Source organism: Lysinibacillus sp. OF-1, from assembly GCF_028356935.1.
Classification (GTDB): domain Bacteria; phylum Bacillota; class Bacilli; order Bacillales_A; family Planococcaceae; genus Lysinibacillus; species Lysinibacillus fusiformis_D.
This window is the reverse complement of sequence record NZ_CP102798.1, coordinates 2,591,471-2,609,840: the sequence shown is the minus strand read 5'-3', so window position 1 is coordinate 2,609,840 and position 18,370 is coordinate 2,591,471. Positions and strand designations below refer to the sequence as shown.

The window sequence follows — 18,370 nt, the reverse complement described above, 5'->3', positions numbered from 1 at the left end:
AATGTCAAATTTCTATGAAAGTTTTTTTAGTGAAGAAATCAATTACTATGACGAACAAAGCTTATGGTTCAATCAAAATAAATACAGTTTAAAACAACTGGCTAATAAAGCGTTTAAATTAGCAACCGCAATGCAAGAGAAGGGGATTAAACCGGGTGCTGAACAAAATGTTTTGATTGTTCTTAGAAGGTCACCAGCTCTTCTTGTTGCACATTTATCCACATTTATTGCTGGTGGAGTTATTGTTTGTATCGATCCAGAGACACCAAAGGACAGAATCGACAACATCATTGACGATATCAAACCTAGCATAATAATTACGCATCAGGATATTTATAAGGCAAATGCTTTTCAAGATCAGATCACTTTTAAGCTTGATGATGCTCTTCAACATTTTAACTTGGATCATAAGGAAATTAACATAAATATTCATTTTTCTGTAAAATCAGCTGCTTATATTATCTTTACATCAGGTACTACAGGCAAACCGAAGGGTGTAGTCGTTGAGTGGCAATCTTTAAATCGATTAATCGATTGGCATACAAAAACGTTTGATGTGACAAAAGATTCAATAGTATCTTTAACCTCTTCACCTGGATTCGACGCTTCCATATGGGAGATTTGGGGGGCAATAGCTTCAAGAGCATCTATTTATATGACGACAAAAGATGAAAGACTGAACCCAGAGCTATTAAAAAATACTTGGATAAAGCATCAAGTAACGCATTCATTTGTATCTACGCCAATTGCAGAGCGACTAATGGAACTCGACTGGGATCATAGTCATGTAGCTTTAAAATATCTTTTGGTAGGGGGAGATAAACTAACAAAGTACCCTTCAAAAGATTTACCTTTTCATGTAGTAAACAATTATGGACCAAGTGAAGGGACTGTTGTAAGTACTTCTGGAATTGTGGAGAGAGCGGATGGTAAGGCGAAAAAGCTACCTCATATAGGCTCTGCTTTACCTTATGTAAAGTGTTTTATTTTAGATCGAAATTTACAAATCATTCATGAAGTTGATAGAAAAGGAACATTATGGATATCTGGTGAGGGATTAGCAAGAGAATATATTAATTTGCCGCATGAGACAAATGAAAAATTTAAACAGTTAGACATTGACGGTGAAAATGTAAGAGCCTACAACACTGGGGATGTCGTCAGCAGAGATCTTCAAGGGAAGTTCCATTTCCATGGTAGGGAAGATTTCCAATTAAGCATTAATGGAGTGAGAATTGAATTAGGGGATATAGAGAGTACTCTTCAAAAACATAATAGAGTAAGTCAAGCTATAGCATTACCAATACATATAGCTTCAAATACGCTATTGACAGCATCCATTGTATTAGAAGAGGAATCCTCTATTTCAGAACTTGAATTATTTAGCTATTTAAAAGACAAGCTGCCTAACAATATGATACCAGTTCAACTTATTTTTCATAAACATTTACCGTTGACTAGAAACGGGAAAATAGATCGAGAATTGTTGAACAAACAGCATATTGACTATTTCAACAGAAAACAATTAAGTGAATCCTCAACGAATATAAGTGAGTCTTTGCAGAAGATTATTGATATTTTTTCTTCTACCTTAGACTTAAAATGCTCATCACAAACAGATTTGTTTGAAGTTGGAGGAAATTCCTTAGATGCGGCAGAAATTGCTGTGAAAGTGTCAAAAGCGTTTCATGTTGATTGTTTACCATGGCAAGTACAGCAACAGAGAAAACCATGTAATTTATTGGATATTCTTTCTACTTTACCAGCCCTATCAACAAACAATGAACCTACTGTATATAATAAAAACGAGTGGTTCCCTGCAACGAGTATGCAGAAAGGGCTTTGGTATTTATGGAAAACAAATGAAGGAAATCCGTTTTATAATGTAGGTGCTACTTTTCATATTAACGGACTTTTCGATGAACGTAAGTTTTATAGTGCCTTTGTGCAAAACATTAAGAAAAATGCTGCCTTTTTTGTGAATTTTAGAGAAAATGCCTCCTATGGAATTGAACAAAAAATTAGAAATATAGATGATATAGCAGAGCACGTGGATTATCACATTCAAATCTTACAGGTGAAAAATATGGAGGAGGCACGCTCACTTGCAAAGACAATTTATAATCAACCTTTCCAGTTAGAGAGCGATGTATTGTTTAGAGGGGCAGTCATTCATACAGAGAATGCTGGAGCCGTTTTTGTACTTGTCTCTCATCATATTGTATGTGATGGCTTATCTTTAAAAAATATACTTCAAAATATAGCTAAAGTTTATAATGAGGAAATTACTAGAGATGACATCAAATCAAGTAGTTCTGAAAATTTATATAATAATATAAATAAATTGGTTAATAAATCAAAGGATCAAAATTTAAAGGATTTTTGGGTTGAGCAATCTAAGACATTTAAACTCGCTCAACTGCCTATTCGAGAGAAATCCGAAGAATATATAAGAATTGGAAAGATTTTTGAGATTGAAAGCACTAGAGAGCTAGGTAAAAAAATTGATCAATTTTCGCAGGAGATGAAATTGAGTCAGTTTACAATATTACTAACTGCTTGGGCACTAAATTTAGCAAAATATTGTATGCAGGACACAATAACGATAGGAGTTCCTTATCATGGTAGGACAAATGAAAATTTAAATGATGTTGGCATGTTTGTTAATTTAGTTCCTTTAACGCTTTCATTAAATAAAAATGCCTCCTTTAAAGAGCTTCTGCATGAAATCAGTAACACTGTACATGAAAATATTGCTCATGGAGATTTCTCTATTGTTGATATTGCGGCTAACATTGATAAAAGAGAGTATTTTGATGTAGTAAATAATACATTCAGTCTTAAAGTGAATCTTGAAATGGATTTAAAGAATATCAACACAAGTTTTATCGAGCAAGATACTGGTGGATCAAGATTTCCTTTAAGTTGTTTCTTCAATGTGGAGAACGGAGAAGTAAAAGGACATATAGAATATTCATTTGCTCATTTCACAGAAGTAGAGATTCAATTGTTGGTGAAGAATTATTTTAGATTACTTGCTTCATTAATTAATGAACCAGATAATTTGTGGAGTTCTGCATTTACAAAAGGTTCCATTATATCCGCTAACGATAATGGAGGACTAATACAAAAGGCTAAGCCACTACACTGTCAATTTGAAGAGGCAGCGAGAAAATATAAGGATTATATTGCCATTCAAGAGCTGGATAGAGCTTTAACATATGAACAACTCAATGAAGAAGCAGAAAAATATGCTTCATTACTGCTATCAATGGGTATTGCAAAAGGCGATTATGTGCCTATTTATATGGACAGGGGAATTGATGTCATCGCGGTAATACTAGGTGTTCTGAAGGCAGGCGCAGTATACGTTCCTTTAGATACGGAGCATCCTATAGCAAGAACACAGAAATTATTAGCGAGATTAAATCCAAAAGTTTTAATGGTAAATACAATAGATGAAATACCCTATGGAGAATGGGAAATTGTAAATACTTTAGAAAAAAATAGCTTTAAAAATAATGTAAAAGCAATGAGGAGTGTCTCTGTCCATGATCCAGCATATCTTATGTTTACTTCTGGATCGACGGGTGAGCCGAAAGGTGTAGTATGTCCACATTTAGGGGCTTCTTTACGCATTGAATGGCAAAAAAACCAAAATAAGATTAAACCTGGTAATAAAACATTGTTTAAAACGCCATATACATTTGATGTATCTGTTTGGGAAATATTTTATACCCTTTGTACAGGTGCTACGTTAGTTGTTGCTCCTAAAGACTTGCATCGGGATCCTTTAGGTTTATTGAATTTTATTAGTGATAAGTCAATTGACTTGTGTCATTTTGTCCCTTCTGTGTTGCAATTAATGCTCAATGAAATGGACTCTCAAAAAGATTACAATTTACCATTAAAATATCTTCATTTAAGTGGGGAAGCTCTGCCAGCTCCATTAGCTAAAAAAATAAATGAGTTGTTACCACAAGTCGAAGCATTCAATTTATATGGTCCAACTGAGGCAGGGATTGAAGTTACTGTTCAACAGGTAACAAAAGATCACTATAATATTGGTTTTCCATTACCTTATGTAGAAATAGAAGTTGTCGATGAAGCTGGGCTACCAGTTCCAAAAGGTTTTCCAGGTGAATTAATGATTGGAGGGCCTTCTTTAGCAAAAGGTTATTTCAAGGATGAAATAGAAACGAGCAAAGCTTTTGTAGAGCGAAATGGTAAAACCTTTTACAAATCTGGTGATTTGGTAAAAATTTCAGCGAATGGCAGTTTAGATTTTCTAGGAAGAAAGGATTCACAAGTTAAGGTAAACGGTGTAAGGATTGAGATAGAAGAAATTGAAGCATGTGTAATACAGCAACCACAAGTTAATGATGCAGCGGTAGTATTAGGGAATGATCAAAATAACAAACCATGTTTAGTTTGCTTCTACACTTTAAATTTAAAAGATAGTCTAAGTAGAAATGACTTGAAAAAAGCTGTCTCTAAAGATTTACCGGCAACGTATATCCCATCAATGTTCGTTGAGTTAGATAGATTACCATTAACATCTAGCGGAAAAAGAGACAGAAAACTACTTAGCTTAGAAGCTTCACAATACCTTTCCGATGGTGCTCAAAATAATTTCAGGGAGCCAACAACTGAACTGGAAAAATCAATTGTAGAAATATGGGCTGAAGTACTAAAGGTTAATGAAATAGGTATTGATGATAACTTTTTTGAAATCGGTGGAGATTCCATTAAATCTCTTCAAATAGTATCTAAATTGCGTACCAATGGTATTGACATTACTCCGAAAGACTTTTTGAAGCACCCGACGGTATCAGAAATGTCTCTCATACTTAAATAATATGGAAGGAGGTTAGTATAGAATGCTACAAAATGATAAGAAACTCGCGTTAACACCATTGCAGCTAGTTATGTTAATGGAAACGTTAAAGGACCCAACATCAGATGCATATTGGCAAATTTTATCTTATGAAATTCCTAATTCATTTACATTCGAAGAGATTCAAGATGCTTGGTTAAATACTGCCAAAGCCAACCCAGCATTAAGAACAAAATTTGAGTGGCAGCAAGAGATAGAACCAATCCAAATTATTCAAAACAATGTAGAAGACATCAATGTAGTCGAGGTTAATTATTTAAGGATTCAAGATGAATTTATGAATATAGAGAATTGGTTTAAAAGTGAGATTGGTAGGCTACAGCAAACGATGCTGAATAAGACGCAACAATTTTATCTTATTCAAAATTGGAAACCATCTAAAAACTTATTAGTATGGGTGCATCATCATATCATTATGGATGGTTGGTCAATTGCTCAAACACTTGAAGATTTCTTTAAGCTGTTAAATAAGGATGTCACTTCATTAGCCATTCGTCCAGATATAGAACCTTATTTACATTATATTAGTGATCCAATGTATCAAAAAGGACTGGAAAAATATTGGGGAAATGTATTAAGTGATTTAGCTGAAGCCGAAACATTAGCTATAGAAAAGTCACAACATATTACTCAAAAGCCATTATTCATGTATATCGATAAAGAGTTAAGCAAGAGAGCGGCAGAAAATCTTCATGCCTATAGCATAAAGAATAGAGTTACAACTTCAAGTATTGCTTTAACAATATGGGGCGTGTTAATCAATCGATATCAACATACGAATAAGCTATACGTAGGATCGACTTTTGCATTAAGACCATATCAATTAATAGAGTCGAGTGATATGAATGGAATGCTTATAAACACATTACCCGTCAAAATAGATATAGAAGATGAACTAACATTAAAAGAAGTATGTCTACAGACAATGGATCATCTGCAAGATGTTTCTGAAAACAGCGGAGTTCCGTATTCTAAATTATTACAGTTTGGTGGGGTGTCTGGAGATACAGAAATCTTTAAAACCTCTGTTATTTTCCAAAATTTCAAGGGAACTTTAAATAATAAAAAGAATGGTGATTTGGTTCACCAATATGGAACAAGCTCTGATCCATTATCGGTAACATTTGATATTACGCAAGACTCCATATGCTTACGATTAGGTTGGGATCAACAACGTTATGAGAAAACGGAGCTTCTAAGACTTCTAGATTCACTTGAGTATATATTTGAAAATATAGATAACTATAATAATATGTTGGTCCAAAATATTAACTTAACACAAGGCGAAGAGCTATATTTAAAAAATGTTTTGACGACAGAATTTTCTACTACGTCTGAAAATTTTTCAATTCAATCCATTTTAGGAGACCATAGGGATGATTCCTTAGCCATTTCAGATGGTCAAAGAAATTTAAGTTATCGTGATGTGAAAAGATATAGCAATATTGTGGCAAATCAACTGCTCGAAGAAGGAGTACAGAGCGGGGATACAGTTGCACTGGTAGGAAAGAAAAGTATTGAAACAGCAATCGGTATTTTTGCTGCTTGGACAATAGGTGCGGCATGGTGTGCTATTGATACGAGTATACCTGAAGCAAGAACTAAACGTACATTAGACATATTGCAGCCAAAAACATCATTATTCCTAGATAACATTCCAACCATTATTGAACGTAGTATGGATGAAAAAGAAATGATAAGCGAGGCTTACAGATTTAAATCGGAAGATGTGGCATATTATATTTCTACTTCTGGTAGTACAGGGGAACCTAAAATCGTTTCATTAAAAACAGAAGGGTTGTCACAACTAATCCAAAGCTGGAAACAATTTTATGACCTTTCTAGTGAACAACATGTTCTTCAACTAGGGAGTTGGACATCCGATGTTTTTTTAGGTGATTTGCTGAAGGCATGGTCAACGAATGGCTGCTTGTTCGTTTGCGAGGAAGATAAAAAAATTGATATGGCATATTTAGCAGAAATGGCAGCTAAATATAAAATTTCGTTTTTGGAGTCAACACCTGTTTTAGTAAGGGAATTTATTCACTATTTAAATGAGGTAAATATTATCTTAAAAGATTTAAAAACGATAGTGGTAGGTGCTGATACGTTCAGACTTGAAGAAAAGAATGAAATATGTGACATGCTTTGGGACGGCGTCAATTTTTACAATGGTTATGGTCTAAGTGAATGTACAATTGAGTCTCTAGTTTATACGTGTAATAACAATCATGACAGTTCTAAATCCGGACTTTGTCCAATAGGTAAACCATTACCAGGAACAATGGTGAGAATTGTTGATAAATCAGGTAATTCGGTAGCCCCTGGCATGATAGGTGAACTACACATTGGAGGGAAACAAGTAACAAAAGGCTATGTAACCGAGGAGGGTTTAGTTACCTCAAATAGTTATACTCTGAATGATGTTAACTACTTCCGGACTGGTGATTTAGTTAGGTTGAACGCTAATGGAGTGATTGAATTTTATGGGCGCAGTGATCAGCAAGTAAAAATTCGAGGCTATCGATTAGAATTAGGAGAAGTAGAGAACGCGTTATTATCCCTTCAACCAGGTATGGAATGTTTTGTTATCTGTCTTCCAAGTAATAACGGTGAAAATACTTTAATTGCCTTTATAAGTGGAACAGACCAAAGTATTGAGACCATTAATAGTAGTATCTCTAAGATACTTCCGGATTTCGCTATTCCGAATATTATTGTTCCTTTAGAAAGGCTACCCCGCAATACGAATGGCAAGATTGATAGAGTTTTGCTAAGGAAACAAGCTGAAGAATTACTTAATCAGTTAACCGATACATCGACTATCTCAATGTCAGGAGATATGGTTGATATTGTAAGAGAGACATGGGAAGTAGTTTTAGGAAAAAAGGTACAGTTGAATCGTAGCCTATTCGATCAAGGTGGCCATTCTTTAATTGTACTGAAATTATATAACTTACTTAGAAAAGTGTTGCCTTCGTATGAGTTTGTAGTTGGTGATCTTTTCAGATATCCAACGATTAATCGGTTTGTAGAAGAAATTACGGCTAGAAAAGAAGCTGTGCCTATCCAAGAAAGTACTGTTCCATCTTACAGCAAAATTGAAGTACTTGAAAAAGTGAAACAAGGCGAGCTTTCAGTGGAGGAAGCTATGAAAATAATAGGTGGTCATAGATTGTGAAGATGAAACAAGAAAAAGGATATCTAGTATATAACCCAAATCCACATGCAAAATTAAAATTGCTATGTTTTCATCATGCTGGAGGTTCGGCACTTTCGATGGTTCCTTTAGTGAGAGATTTATCTGAAGATATAGAAGTATGTTTGTTCGAATTACCTGGTAGAGGAATGACTAATGATTTACCGTTTCTATCAACATTTTGTGAGGCAAAAGAATATCTTTTTAAAACAGTATTTCATTATATTGATCGCCCAGCCGTTTTATTTGGTCATAGTTTAGGTGGACTATTTGTCTATGCTTTATCAAGTTTACTGGATGATAAAAGTCAATATATTCAAAAATTAATCATTTCAGCTGCTAGGTCCCCTATAACTGTATCTAATAATGCGACGCATCCTGAAGCTCCGTTTACGAGGCGAACGAGGGAAAGTGTCATAGCAGATATTAGAAGGCTAGGTGGAGTGCCAAATGAGCTTGAGTCTGACTCGAAGCTGTTTAATTCAATCGTTGATGTTACAGGCAGAGATTTTCATTTACTTGATACATTTAAATTCGATGACAAAGCATTTATCAACTATCCAATGGAACTTTGGCTAGGTGCACAAGATTCAGCAGTTCCTGATGAGGAAGTGAAGCTATGGGAGAAAATGACGCTCAATGACTATAAGTGTAAGTATTTTAATGGTGGTCATTTTTACTTAAGTGAGAATGAGGAGCCTGCGAAAGAATTGACAAAGGAACTCATGACTATTTATACCAACATCAAAGGAGAGGTGATTCATGCAGACTAAACTTAAACCAGGTGAAAGAAGACATTATAGGGAAATTGAACTTTGGAAAGATATTACCCAAGAGCAATGGGATGACTGGCATTGGCAATTAACGAACACTATTAAAACGTTAGATGATTTAAAGAAAGTTGTAAACTTAACTGCTGAAGAAGAAGAAGGAGTGAAAATTTCTCTACAAACAATACCTTTGAATATAACTCCTTATTATGCATCTTTAATGAATCCAGATGATGTACGATGTCCAATACGCATGCAATCTGTTCCATTATCTGCTGAAATTATGAAGAGTCACTATGATCTAGAAGATCCGTTGGATGAAGATGAAGATTCTCCTGTACCAGGTATAACTCATAGGTATCCTGATAGAGTATTGTTCTTGGTAACCAATCAATGCTCCATGTATTGTAGATATTGTACAAGAAGAAGGTTTTCTGGACAGGTGGGGATGGCAGTACCTAAAAAGCAGCTTGATAGAGCTATTGATTATATTAGGAATAATAAAGAAGTCAGAGATGTTTTATTATCGGGCGGAGATGCCTTATTAATTAATGACAAAATTCTCGAATATATTTTAAGCAGTTTAAGAGACATACCGCATGTTGAAATCATTCGAATTGGTACTAGAGCACCAGTAGTATTTCCTCAAAGAATAACGGATGATTTGTGTACGATTTTAAAGAAATATCATCCTGTATGGCTAAATACACACTTCAATACATCGATAGAATTAACCGATGAAGCGAAAGAAGCCTGTGAGAAATTGGTCAATGCGGGGGTTCCAGTTGGGAATCAATCTGTTATTCTGACAGGCATAAATGATAGCGTGCCAATAATGAAAAAATTAGTACATGATTTAGTTAAAATCCGGGTTAGACCATACTATATTTATCAGTGTGATCTGTCTGAAGGGATTAGCCATTTTAGAGCGCCTATTTCTAAAGGATTGGAAATAATTGAATCTTTAAGAGGACATACTTCTGGTTATGCTGTACCAACATTCGTAGTAGACGCACCAAACGGAGGTGGGAAGATAGCTTTACAGCCAAATTATATACTTTCTCACAGTCCTGAGAAAGTCGTTTTAAGAAATTATGAAGGCGTTATTTCTTCTTATCCAGAGATAAAGCACTATGAGTCAGGTACAGCCGATAGTTATTTCTCTGAAGTGTATGATTTAAAATCATACGAATCAACAGGCGTTTCAAAGCTTTTAGAGGCTGAACCTTCGAAAAGCTTAGTACCTACAAATCTTCCGCGATATAAATTAAGAGAAAGATATAAAGAAGAGGGGGCGGAGACATTAAAGGATAAAAGAGAAAATAGAGATCTTTTAAAACAAAAGAAAATAGTACAAGCACAGAAAATAAATAAATGCTAGATAGGAGACTAGAGATGGTAAGTTTTTATGGTAGTTTATCTACAGAATTATATGATATAGATAAATATATTGGTAAAACATTTGGCGATGTAGAGTATTATTCAGAAAGGTTAGAAGGCGTTAAGGGAAAGATATTAGAGCCTGCCGTTGGTAATGGACGTATCTTAATACCTCTATTGCATAAAGGGCTAAATATTGAAGGTTTTGACCTTTCTGATGACATGTTACGATTATGCAAAAAAAATTGTGCAGAAAGAGAGCTTTCACCAAATCTATATTCATTAAATATGTGCAATTTTTCTTTGGAACAAAAATATGAGGCGATTATTATTCCGACTGGCTCGTTCCTATTATTGCATCAAAGAGAAGATTCTTTAAAAGCCTTAAAGTGTTTTTATGATCACCTAGAGGATGGAGGCCGCTTAATAGTAGATACTTTTCTTCCTGAGTCGTTTGAGAAGGGTTATGTTTCAACTAGAATATTAAAAAATCAAGACGGTGACTCTATAACGTTGGAAGAAGTATTGGTAGATGTGGACTACATTAATCAATTTACTATTACTCACAATAAATATCAGAAATGGCAAAATACGAAACTAATTGACACTGAGTTAGAAGTTTTCCCATTAAAGTGGTATGGAGTAGAAGAGTTTCGAGCAATTTTACAAGATATTGGATTTAAAGATGTTACGATTTCTGCGGATTATGAGTATAATAAATATCCAACAAATGGTTCAGAGGTATTTACGTATGAAGCTATAAAAAAATAGCAGTTAATAACGACTTTAAATTATAGAACCTCAACATAAAAAAAGGTTGTTCTTAAAGCCCTTAAAAGTTCGATTGGAGAACGATTCGTTTTCCAAATCGAACTTTTTCCTTTTCTGCTGAAAGTAGTAGGGACTTCCTATTTTCAGTAGGTTAAGGGCAACAGCATGCGATGGGGCGAGCCTTGAGGTATATCCCGTCAACCAAAACTGCCCATGATGATAGAAGGAAAAACATCTATATTAATTTAGATATTTTACAACAGACAACTTTATTTGGAAAAGAACGTATACATTTAAAAGAGGCGCCCTTATAAAACTAGAAGGCGCCTAAAACATTTGAGGTAAAAATTCCCTCATGAATCGTTGATTTTTACGTAACCATATTTTTAAAATCATACGGTGTGTTAATAATCTATGCCTTTTATTTGTCCTCGTCTTGGCCTCAATTAAGCTTTGTAGCAGAATACAAGTTTCCGTTGTATAAGCTTGAGGTTCTACGAGAACATCCAGCTTGTAATCAATTAGCCGTGCTGCCTGAATCTTTGCTAGTAAATAGGCAAATTGTGTATTCATTGCGGCATAATTTTCTTCTAATTCTAGCTCAATAAGTGAATAGAGTGTTTGTTCTATTTCAGCTTCAAGTTCTTGGAGTTGCTCATTTGATGGTTGTGTCAATACATATCACCTCTTTACACAACAAGATAACCGATAGCAGCAAATAGAATTCCAACTAGCAAGGTACTGGCAATATAGCTAATGGCTTGTCTCCATTTTTGTTGCTCTATAAGCTGTAGTGTTTCAAACCCAAACGTAGAGAATGTCGTGTAGGCTCCTAAAAAGCCTATGCCTATCAATTGCCACAACCAGTCACCGACATGCAGGGCGAATAAAAAACCAAGTGCAAAGGAGCCTGTACAATTAATGATAAAAGTTGCCCATGGATATGGATGTACAAGTAATTTTCCTAAATAGAATCTTGACAAAGCGCCAAAAATTCCCCCAATCCCGACCAAAATCATACCATGCGCCCCCTTGCAAGTCGTATCCCCAGCCATGCACCTGCTAGTCCTCCTAAAACACTTACGACAACATAAAGTACAGCCTGTAGCCACTCATTATTTTCAAGGAGTAGCAGTGTCTCTAAGGAAAATGTCGAAAAAGTAGTAAAAGCACCACAAAAGCCAGTCCCAAGTCCTACTACAATCGGTGTGCGTTTTATAAAAGTGGTGAAAAGCCATGCTAAGCAAAAGCATCCAACTATATTTATACAAAGTGTTGTATAAGGGAAACCGTTCGTGCTTGGCCAAATCAGATTAAGACCATATCGACTGATTGCGCCAAAAAATCCGCCGATCCCAACTACTAAAAATGTCTTCAACGTAAAGACCCCTTACTAAAAATGACTATATTGAAAGTGTATCATGAGATGAAAATTTTAGAAATATTTCTTCTGTTAGCCTTCCTATAAAATGATTTTGTGTAATAATCATTTTGTTATGATCAATAGCTTTGTTAAAGAAACGAGCCTTGAGTGCTTGAATCTTGTGAAGGAGCTTTCTTTCTCTTTACCCTTTTTGTTCATTTCATCCTTTTGGTCAATATAAGCGACTTAACATTTACTGTAATGTTAAAGTCAATCAACCACTTATGCCTATGCTTTCCTTTTGGTTCTTTTCAATAATTCAACGCTTTAAAGCACTAACTATTTCCTGAAAATGATAAAAAAATAACAGGGTGATAGTTGACAAATATTTCTATAGTGTGATAATCTTCAAGAACACTATAACAAATAAACCAAGGGAGGGCATGGCAATGTTAATTTTATCAGTATCAAATTCAATTACAGTTACATACATTGTCCATGCCTAACGCTTATTTAAGATTGCATAAAAAGGTATGGGTTCAATCCTGCCTTTTATAAGAGACACATGCTCTTTTTAGGGTATGTGTCTTTTTTCGTGCCAAAAAGGTTGTAGTGAATACTAAAAGGGAGTGTATGTATATGAGAAACACAGTACAACGAATGATTTTCAAAAAGGAATTTCTAGAAAGTGGGTAGTCATCCACAACAGCACGGAAGAAAGAAGGTTATAATGTATGTTTGATGTGTTAAGTAAATTAGGCTGGTTCTTTAAAAAATACTGGAAGCAATATACGGTTGCCATTGTGGTACTCATGATTGCCAGTGGATTAGAGGTCATTCCTCCATATTTATTAGGCTCCATTATCGATTTATTGACTGCAGGAGAAATGACACCAGCTATTTTAACAAAATATGTATTCATTTTTATTGGGATTATTATTGGGGGCTATCTATTAAATTTTGTGTGGCAATTCCGACTATTTGAAGGAGCTATAAACCTTGAGAAAATATTACGTCGAAATTTAATGCAGCATTTTTTACGCATGACCCCAACGTTTTATGAGAAAAACCGTACAGGGGATTTAATGGCACGAGCAACAAATGACTTAAATGCCGTATCCATGACAGCTGGTTTTGGCATTATGACGTTGATTGATTCAACGATTTATATGGGCTTTATCATTTTTGCGATGGGCTATATGATTTCATGGAAGCTCACATTTTTTGCGATGTTACCAGTTCCTATTATGGCCATCCTCATACAATATTTAGGTAAAATTGTTCATGAACGCTATATGAAGGCTCAAGACGCTTTTGGTGAGCTGAACGATAGTGTACTGGAATCTGTTGCTGGAGTTCGAGTGGTGCGCGCCTATGTGCAGGAAAAAAAGGATGAGGCTAATTTTGCGGATATGAGTGAGATTGTGTATGCCAAAAATATTCATACAGCTAAAATTAATGCATTATTCGGCCCGATTACGAAAGTCGGAACAGGTATTAGCTATGTTGTAGCACTCGGTTACGGGGCTCATTTAGTGGCGATAGAGGCAATGACGGTTGGGCAACTGGTCACATTTAATGTGTATTTAGGATTAGCGGTTTGGCCAATCTTTGCGATTGGAGAGCTCATCAATGTTATGCAGCAAGGGAATGCCTCACTGGATCGTGTGCAGGAAACATTGAACTATGATGCGGATGTTCAAAATATTCCGAATCCACAAATGATTGCGACACCTAATGCAATTGGTTTTGATGCTTTAACATTCCAATATCCAATGAGTCAGGTGAAAAACTTACAGCAAATTTCACTTGCCCTGAAAAAAGGTCAAACGCTGGGCATTGTCGGCAAGACGGGTGCGGGAAAAACAACCTTCCTTCGCCAATTATTGCGAGAGTATCCAATCGGACAGGGGCAGCTTTCCATTGACGGTATCGACATCACCTCTCAAACCAAGGAGCAGATTCTTGATTGGATAGGCTATGTGCCGCAAGATCATGTGCTATTCTCACGTACTATTCGTGAAAATATATTATTTGGGAAAGAAGATGCGACACAAGCTGAATTACAGCAGGCGATTCGTGCCGCATATTTTGAAAAAGATTTAGAAAATTTACCAATGGGCCTTGAAACACTTGTTGGGGAAAAAGGTGTATCTCTTTCAGGCGGTCAAAAACAACGTGTATCTATTGCTCGTGCACTGATTAAAGATCCTGAAATTTTAATGCTTGATGATTCGCTTTCGGCTGTCGATGCCAAGACAGAGGCAAGAATTATTGAAAATATTCAGCGTGAACGTCATGGGAAAACGACGATTATTACTACGCATCGCCTATCTGGTATTCAGCATGCGGATGTTATCATCGTGTTGGATGATGGACAAATCGTAGAGCAGGGAACACATGAGGAACTTCTTTCGCAACAAGGATGGTATAAAGAGCAATTTGACCGTCAGCAGCTAGAAGGGGGTGCCTCATGAGTACGAGTCAACGTTTAACACGCTATGCGATGCATTTTAAAAAGCCGATATTACTAGGCTTATTCTTCCTTACAATCGCCGTATTTACGGAGCTTGTTGGGCCATTTATTGCCAAGCATATTATTGATAATTACATGACAATTGGTCATATTGAAATCAAACCGATTACATGGCTACTACTCGTTTATTTACTGTTAGCCATTGCAACGGCTATATTACGCTATTTTATGTATATCTATTTACAAATTGGTGCAAACCGCGTCATTCAAAAATTACGTAAGGATGTTTTTGAGCATATTCAAACTTTACCAATTCAGTATTTCGATAATTTACCAGCAGGTAAAATTGTTGCGCGTGTAACAAATGATACAGAAGCGGTGCGTAATTTATATGTACAGGTGCTATCCAATTTTGTTACGAGCTTTATTTCCATCATTGGTGTATATATCGCACTCTTTATTTTAAATTGGAAAATGGCAATGCTAGCTTTAACGATGATTCCTATTGTTTACGTATGGATGATTTTGTATCGAAAATTTGCCTCAAAGTATAATGATGTCATTCGTACAAAAATCGCTGACATTAATGCCATGATTAATGAATCCATTCAAGGCATGACCATTATTCAGGCATTCCGTCGTGAGCAGCAAATGACGAAGGAATTTGATGACATGAATAATGAGCATTATGCATACGAACGTAAGCTATTAGTGCTCGATTCAGCCACATCCTTTAACCTTGTGAATACGTTAAGACTAATTATGTTTACGGTCTTTATTTTCTATTTTGGTACGCAATCATTTACAGCAACCCAAGTGGTTTCAGCGGGTACTTTGTATGCGTTTGTCGATTATTTAACAAAGCTATTTAATCCAATTACGAATATCGTGAACCAATTTTCTCAGCTTGAGCGTTCTCTAATTGCTGGGAAACGTGTTTTCGAGGTGCTAGATACAGACGGTGAGCCTGTCTCTGAAAAAAGCCTCCCACGATATAAAGGCAATGTCGTTTTCGAGGATGTTTCCTTTGCTTATAAAGACAATGAATACGTGCTGAAAAACCTATCATTTGAGGCACATCAAGGTGAAACGATTGCCTTAGTTGGTCATACGGGCTCTGGAAAAAGTTCCATTATGAACTTGTTATTCCGCTTCTATGACCCATCAAAAGGCAAAATTACCATTGATGGCATTGATATCACCTCTGTTCCTCGTCAAACGATGCGTGAACATATGGGAATAGTGCTACAGGATCCTTACTTATTTACAGGTACGATTGCTTCAAATGTCGGCTTAAACAACCCTAATATATCATCCGAAAAAATAGAAGCTTCTTTAAATGCTGTAGGAGGCGAACGGGTTTTATCGAACTTACCTAATGGTTATGATGAGCCAGTGATTGAGAAGGGTAGTACGTTATCCTCAGGGCAACGTCAGCTGATTTCGTTTGCGCGGGCACTTGCCTTCGATCCAGCGATTTTAATTTTAGATGAAGCGACATCGAATATTGATACGGAAACGGAAGAAATTATTCAGCATGCAATGGATGTCCTGAAAAAAGGACGAACAACATTTATTATTGCCCATCGACTGTCTACGATTAAAAATGCCGATCGTATCCTTGTACTTGATCGAGGACAAATTATAGAGAATGGCACGCATGATGAACTGCTAGCACTTGGCGGTATTTATAACAAAATGTATCAAATGCAAGCGAATTCCTTACAATAAAACCTATGGAAAGCCCCACTTCATAAAAGTGGGGCTTTGTCATTACAAGGATATACATACATTAAAAGTGTCGTAATATCTGATTGAAAATAGATAACTTAAAAAGCATTTAAATGGTTTTACAATAAAAATTTTATTGGATAGTCGGCGTTGAATGCAGACAGGGTTAATTGAATTTTGAAAAGCCTATTTTGGATTAACCTTTCTCCAAAATAGGCTTTTCTTTTTATGCGTTTAACAAAAAATAATAGCTAGTTGAATGATTATTAAGCGATAGTAGTGACGGATTAATAAAGGTAAAACAATTTAGTTTAAAATTAAATAGTTTAATGTTAAACTATTTGGGAATGAAAGAAAAGGAGATGTGTTAGCGATGGGTAAACTACAAGACAAAGTGGTTATCATTACTGGGGGAGCAGGCGGTATCGGTAGTGGGATGGCAAAAGCAATGGCAAAGGAAGGGGCTGTCGTTACAATTGTTGATTTAAATGCAGAGGCGGGTGAGGTAATGGCAAAAGAATTGCAAGAAATCTCACCAAAATCTATGTTTTTGCAGGCAAATTTAATGGAACGCGATCAATTACCAAAAATTATTGATACAGTCGTAGAAAAATACGGTAAACTAGATGTGCTAGTTAATAACGCTCATGCTGCGAAACAAGTTACAATAGAAGAAACAACACAAGCAGATCTTGATTTATCGTTTGGGACAGGTTTTTATCCAACCTTCTATTTAATGCAAGCAGCACTCCCACATTTAAAAGAAACGAAGGGCAATATTATTAACTTTGCATCTGGGGCAGGTATTCAAGGCCATGAGACACAGGCAGCTTATGCCGCAGCTAAGGAAGCAATCCGCGGTATTTCTCGTGTTGCCGCAAATGAATGGGGACGTTTTGGTATCAATGTCAATATCATTAGTCCACTTGCGGATTCACCAGGTGTACAGGCATGGGCAAAAGCACAACCAGAATATTATGAAGCGGTTAGAAGTAAAATTCCACTTGGTCGTTTTGGTGATATTGAGCAAGATATCGGTCGAGTAGCTGTTTTCTTAGCTTCTGACGATTCCCAATACATCACGGGTCAAACGATTATGGTGGATGGAGGTTCACTAATGCTTCATTAGTTCTCGGCGTTCGAGGAGGATTTTTTTGAAACAGACAAATATTTTTAAACTCATTCATATGATTGAACAGGTGAATAATGCCAATATTATACGCTTTACAAAAGCGTTTCCATATCCTTTAGGAATTTCACCGATTTTAGTGTTAAACGAGCTACATGTTAAAGGCCCTCAAAAACAAGCAGAATTAGCTGAAACCATTGGCTATACGAAAGGTGCTATGACAAGCATTGCAGAAAAATTGGTTAAGCTTGGATTAGCGGAAAGACTTTATGATCCATCTGACCGTCGCACCATTCGCTTGCAAATTACGGAAGAGGGGAAAGTAGCTTTGGCGAAGGCTCAATCCATCGGGAAAGAGGTCTTTGTACAGCTTTTTGAAGTATTAGATGACAAGGAAATTGCCCAATATTTGCTGATTCAAGAGAAATTAGTACAGGGAATTCAACAGAAAAATGACTAGCTAATTATCAACTCGCCTCTAAGAAATTTTATAGAGGTGAGTTGATTTTTTGCTGGATATTTATATTAATGTCATAGGTGGTGGAAGTCTATGGCTTTGAACGGATAGGATACTCAAACTGAAGGATAGAACTCAATATGTGAAGGATAAAACGGGAAAACTAGTGGATAGAGCGCACCTTTTGCCCGATAGAA

At 35.9% G+C, this 18,370-nt stretch carries 12 protein-coding genes; 9 read left to right on the top strand and 3 right to left on the bottom strand.

All coding sequences use genetic code 11. From position 1 onward, the window contains the following. Window position 1 precedes the first annotated feature (1 nt). From NV349_RS12730 to NV349_RS12710, 5 genes are read left to right on the top strand one after another with little or no spacing between them, the layout of a single operon-like run. The gene (locus NV349_RS12730) at window positions 2-4,858 is read left to right on the top strand and encodes a non-ribosomal peptide synthetase (RefSeq protein WP_249645919.1); all 4,857 of its coding nucleotides are present in this window, start codon (window positions 2-4) and stop codon (window positions 4,856-4,858) included. A gap of 22 nt (window positions 4,859-4,880) precedes the next feature. Beyond that, window positions 4,881-8,078: a condensation domain-containing protein gene (locus NV349_RS12725; protein ID WP_271910119.1), complete on the top strand. Its 3,198-nt coding sequence runs from the start codon at window positions 4,881-4,883 to the stop codon at window positions 8,076-8,078. A 2-nt stretch (window positions 8,079-8,080) separates the two neighbouring features. Next, on the top strand, window positions 8,081-8,869 hold the full coding sequence (locus NV349_RS12720; protein WP_058844597.1) for a thioesterase II family protein: 789 nt from the start codon (window positions 8,081-8,083) through the stop codon (window positions 8,867-8,869). Continuing rightward, entirely contained in the window at window positions 8,859-10,247 is a 1,389-nt protein-coding gene (gene ablA / locus NV349_RS12715; RefSeq protein WP_036120568.1) for a lysine 2,3-aminomutase, read from the top strand. The genes NV349_RS12720 and ablA overlap by 11 nt, the downstream gene beginning before the upstream one ends. A 14-nt stretch (window positions 10,248-10,261) precedes the next feature. After that, entirely contained in the window at window positions 10,262-11,017 is a 756-nt protein-coding gene (locus NV349_RS12710) for a class I SAM-dependent methyltransferase (RefSeq protein ID WP_036120565.1), read from the top strand. 327 nt (window positions 11,018-11,344) lie between these two features. On the opposite strand, the gene NV349_RS12705 is transcribed toward NV349_RS12710, so the two are convergent. The 3 genes from NV349_RS12705 to crcB (NV349_RS12695) are packed head-to-tail and all read right to left on the bottom strand — an operon-like array spanning window position 11,345 to window position 12,395. Further along, window positions 11,345-11,692: a hypothetical protein gene (locus NV349_RS12705; protein ID WP_036120563.1), complete on the bottom strand. Its 348-nt coding sequence runs from the start codon at window positions 11,690-11,692 to the stop codon at window positions 11,345-11,347. Between the two features lie 14 nt (window positions 11,693-11,706). Next, on the bottom strand, window positions 11,707-12,036 hold the full coding sequence (gene crcB / locus NV349_RS12700) for a fluoride efflux transporter CrcB (protein WP_036120561.1): 330 nt from the start codon (window positions 12,034-12,036) through the stop codon (window positions 11,707-11,709). Continuing rightward, a complete protein-coding gene (gene crcB / locus NV349_RS12695) occupies window positions 12,033-12,395 on the bottom strand; it encodes a fluoride efflux transporter CrcB (protein WP_271910117.1) in 363 nt (120 codons plus the stop codon). Before crcB (NV349_RS12695) ends, crcB (NV349_RS12700) begins: the two co-directional genes overlap by 4 nt. A gap of 719 nt (window positions 12,396-13,114) precedes the next feature. On the opposite strand from crcB (NV349_RS12695), the gene NV349_RS12690 reads away from it, so the two are divergent. From NV349_RS12690 to NV349_RS12675, 4 genes are all read left to right on the top strand, one after another. Further along, window positions 13,115-14,857 carry an ABC transporter ATP-binding protein gene (locus NV349_RS12690; RefSeq protein ID WP_036120555.1) on the top strand — a complete coding sequence of 581 codons (1,743 nt, stop codon included), beginning with the start codon at window positions 13,115-13,117 and terminating at the stop codon, window positions 14,855-14,857. Beyond that, a complete protein-coding gene (locus NV349_RS12685; protein ID WP_271910116.1) occupies window positions 14,854-16,587 on the top strand; it encodes an ABC transporter ATP-binding protein in 1,734 nt (577 codons plus the stop codon). The genes NV349_RS12690 and NV349_RS12685 overlap by 4 nt, the downstream gene beginning before the upstream one ends. A 373-nt stretch (window positions 16,588-16,960) precedes the next feature. After that, complete coding sequence (locus tag NV349_RS12680; RefSeq protein WP_036120550.1) at window positions 16,961-17,716, top strand: SDR family NAD(P)-dependent oxidoreductase; 756 nt, start codon at window positions 16,961-16,963, stop codon at window positions 17,714-17,716. A gap of 25 nt (window positions 17,717-17,741) precedes the next feature. Next, window positions 17,742-18,176, top strand: a complete 435-nt coding sequence (locus NV349_RS12675; protein WP_036120548.1) for a MarR family winged helix-turn-helix transcriptional regulator — start codon at window positions 17,742-17,744, stop codon at window positions 18,174-18,176. Window positions 18,177-18,370 lie beyond the last annotated feature (194 nt).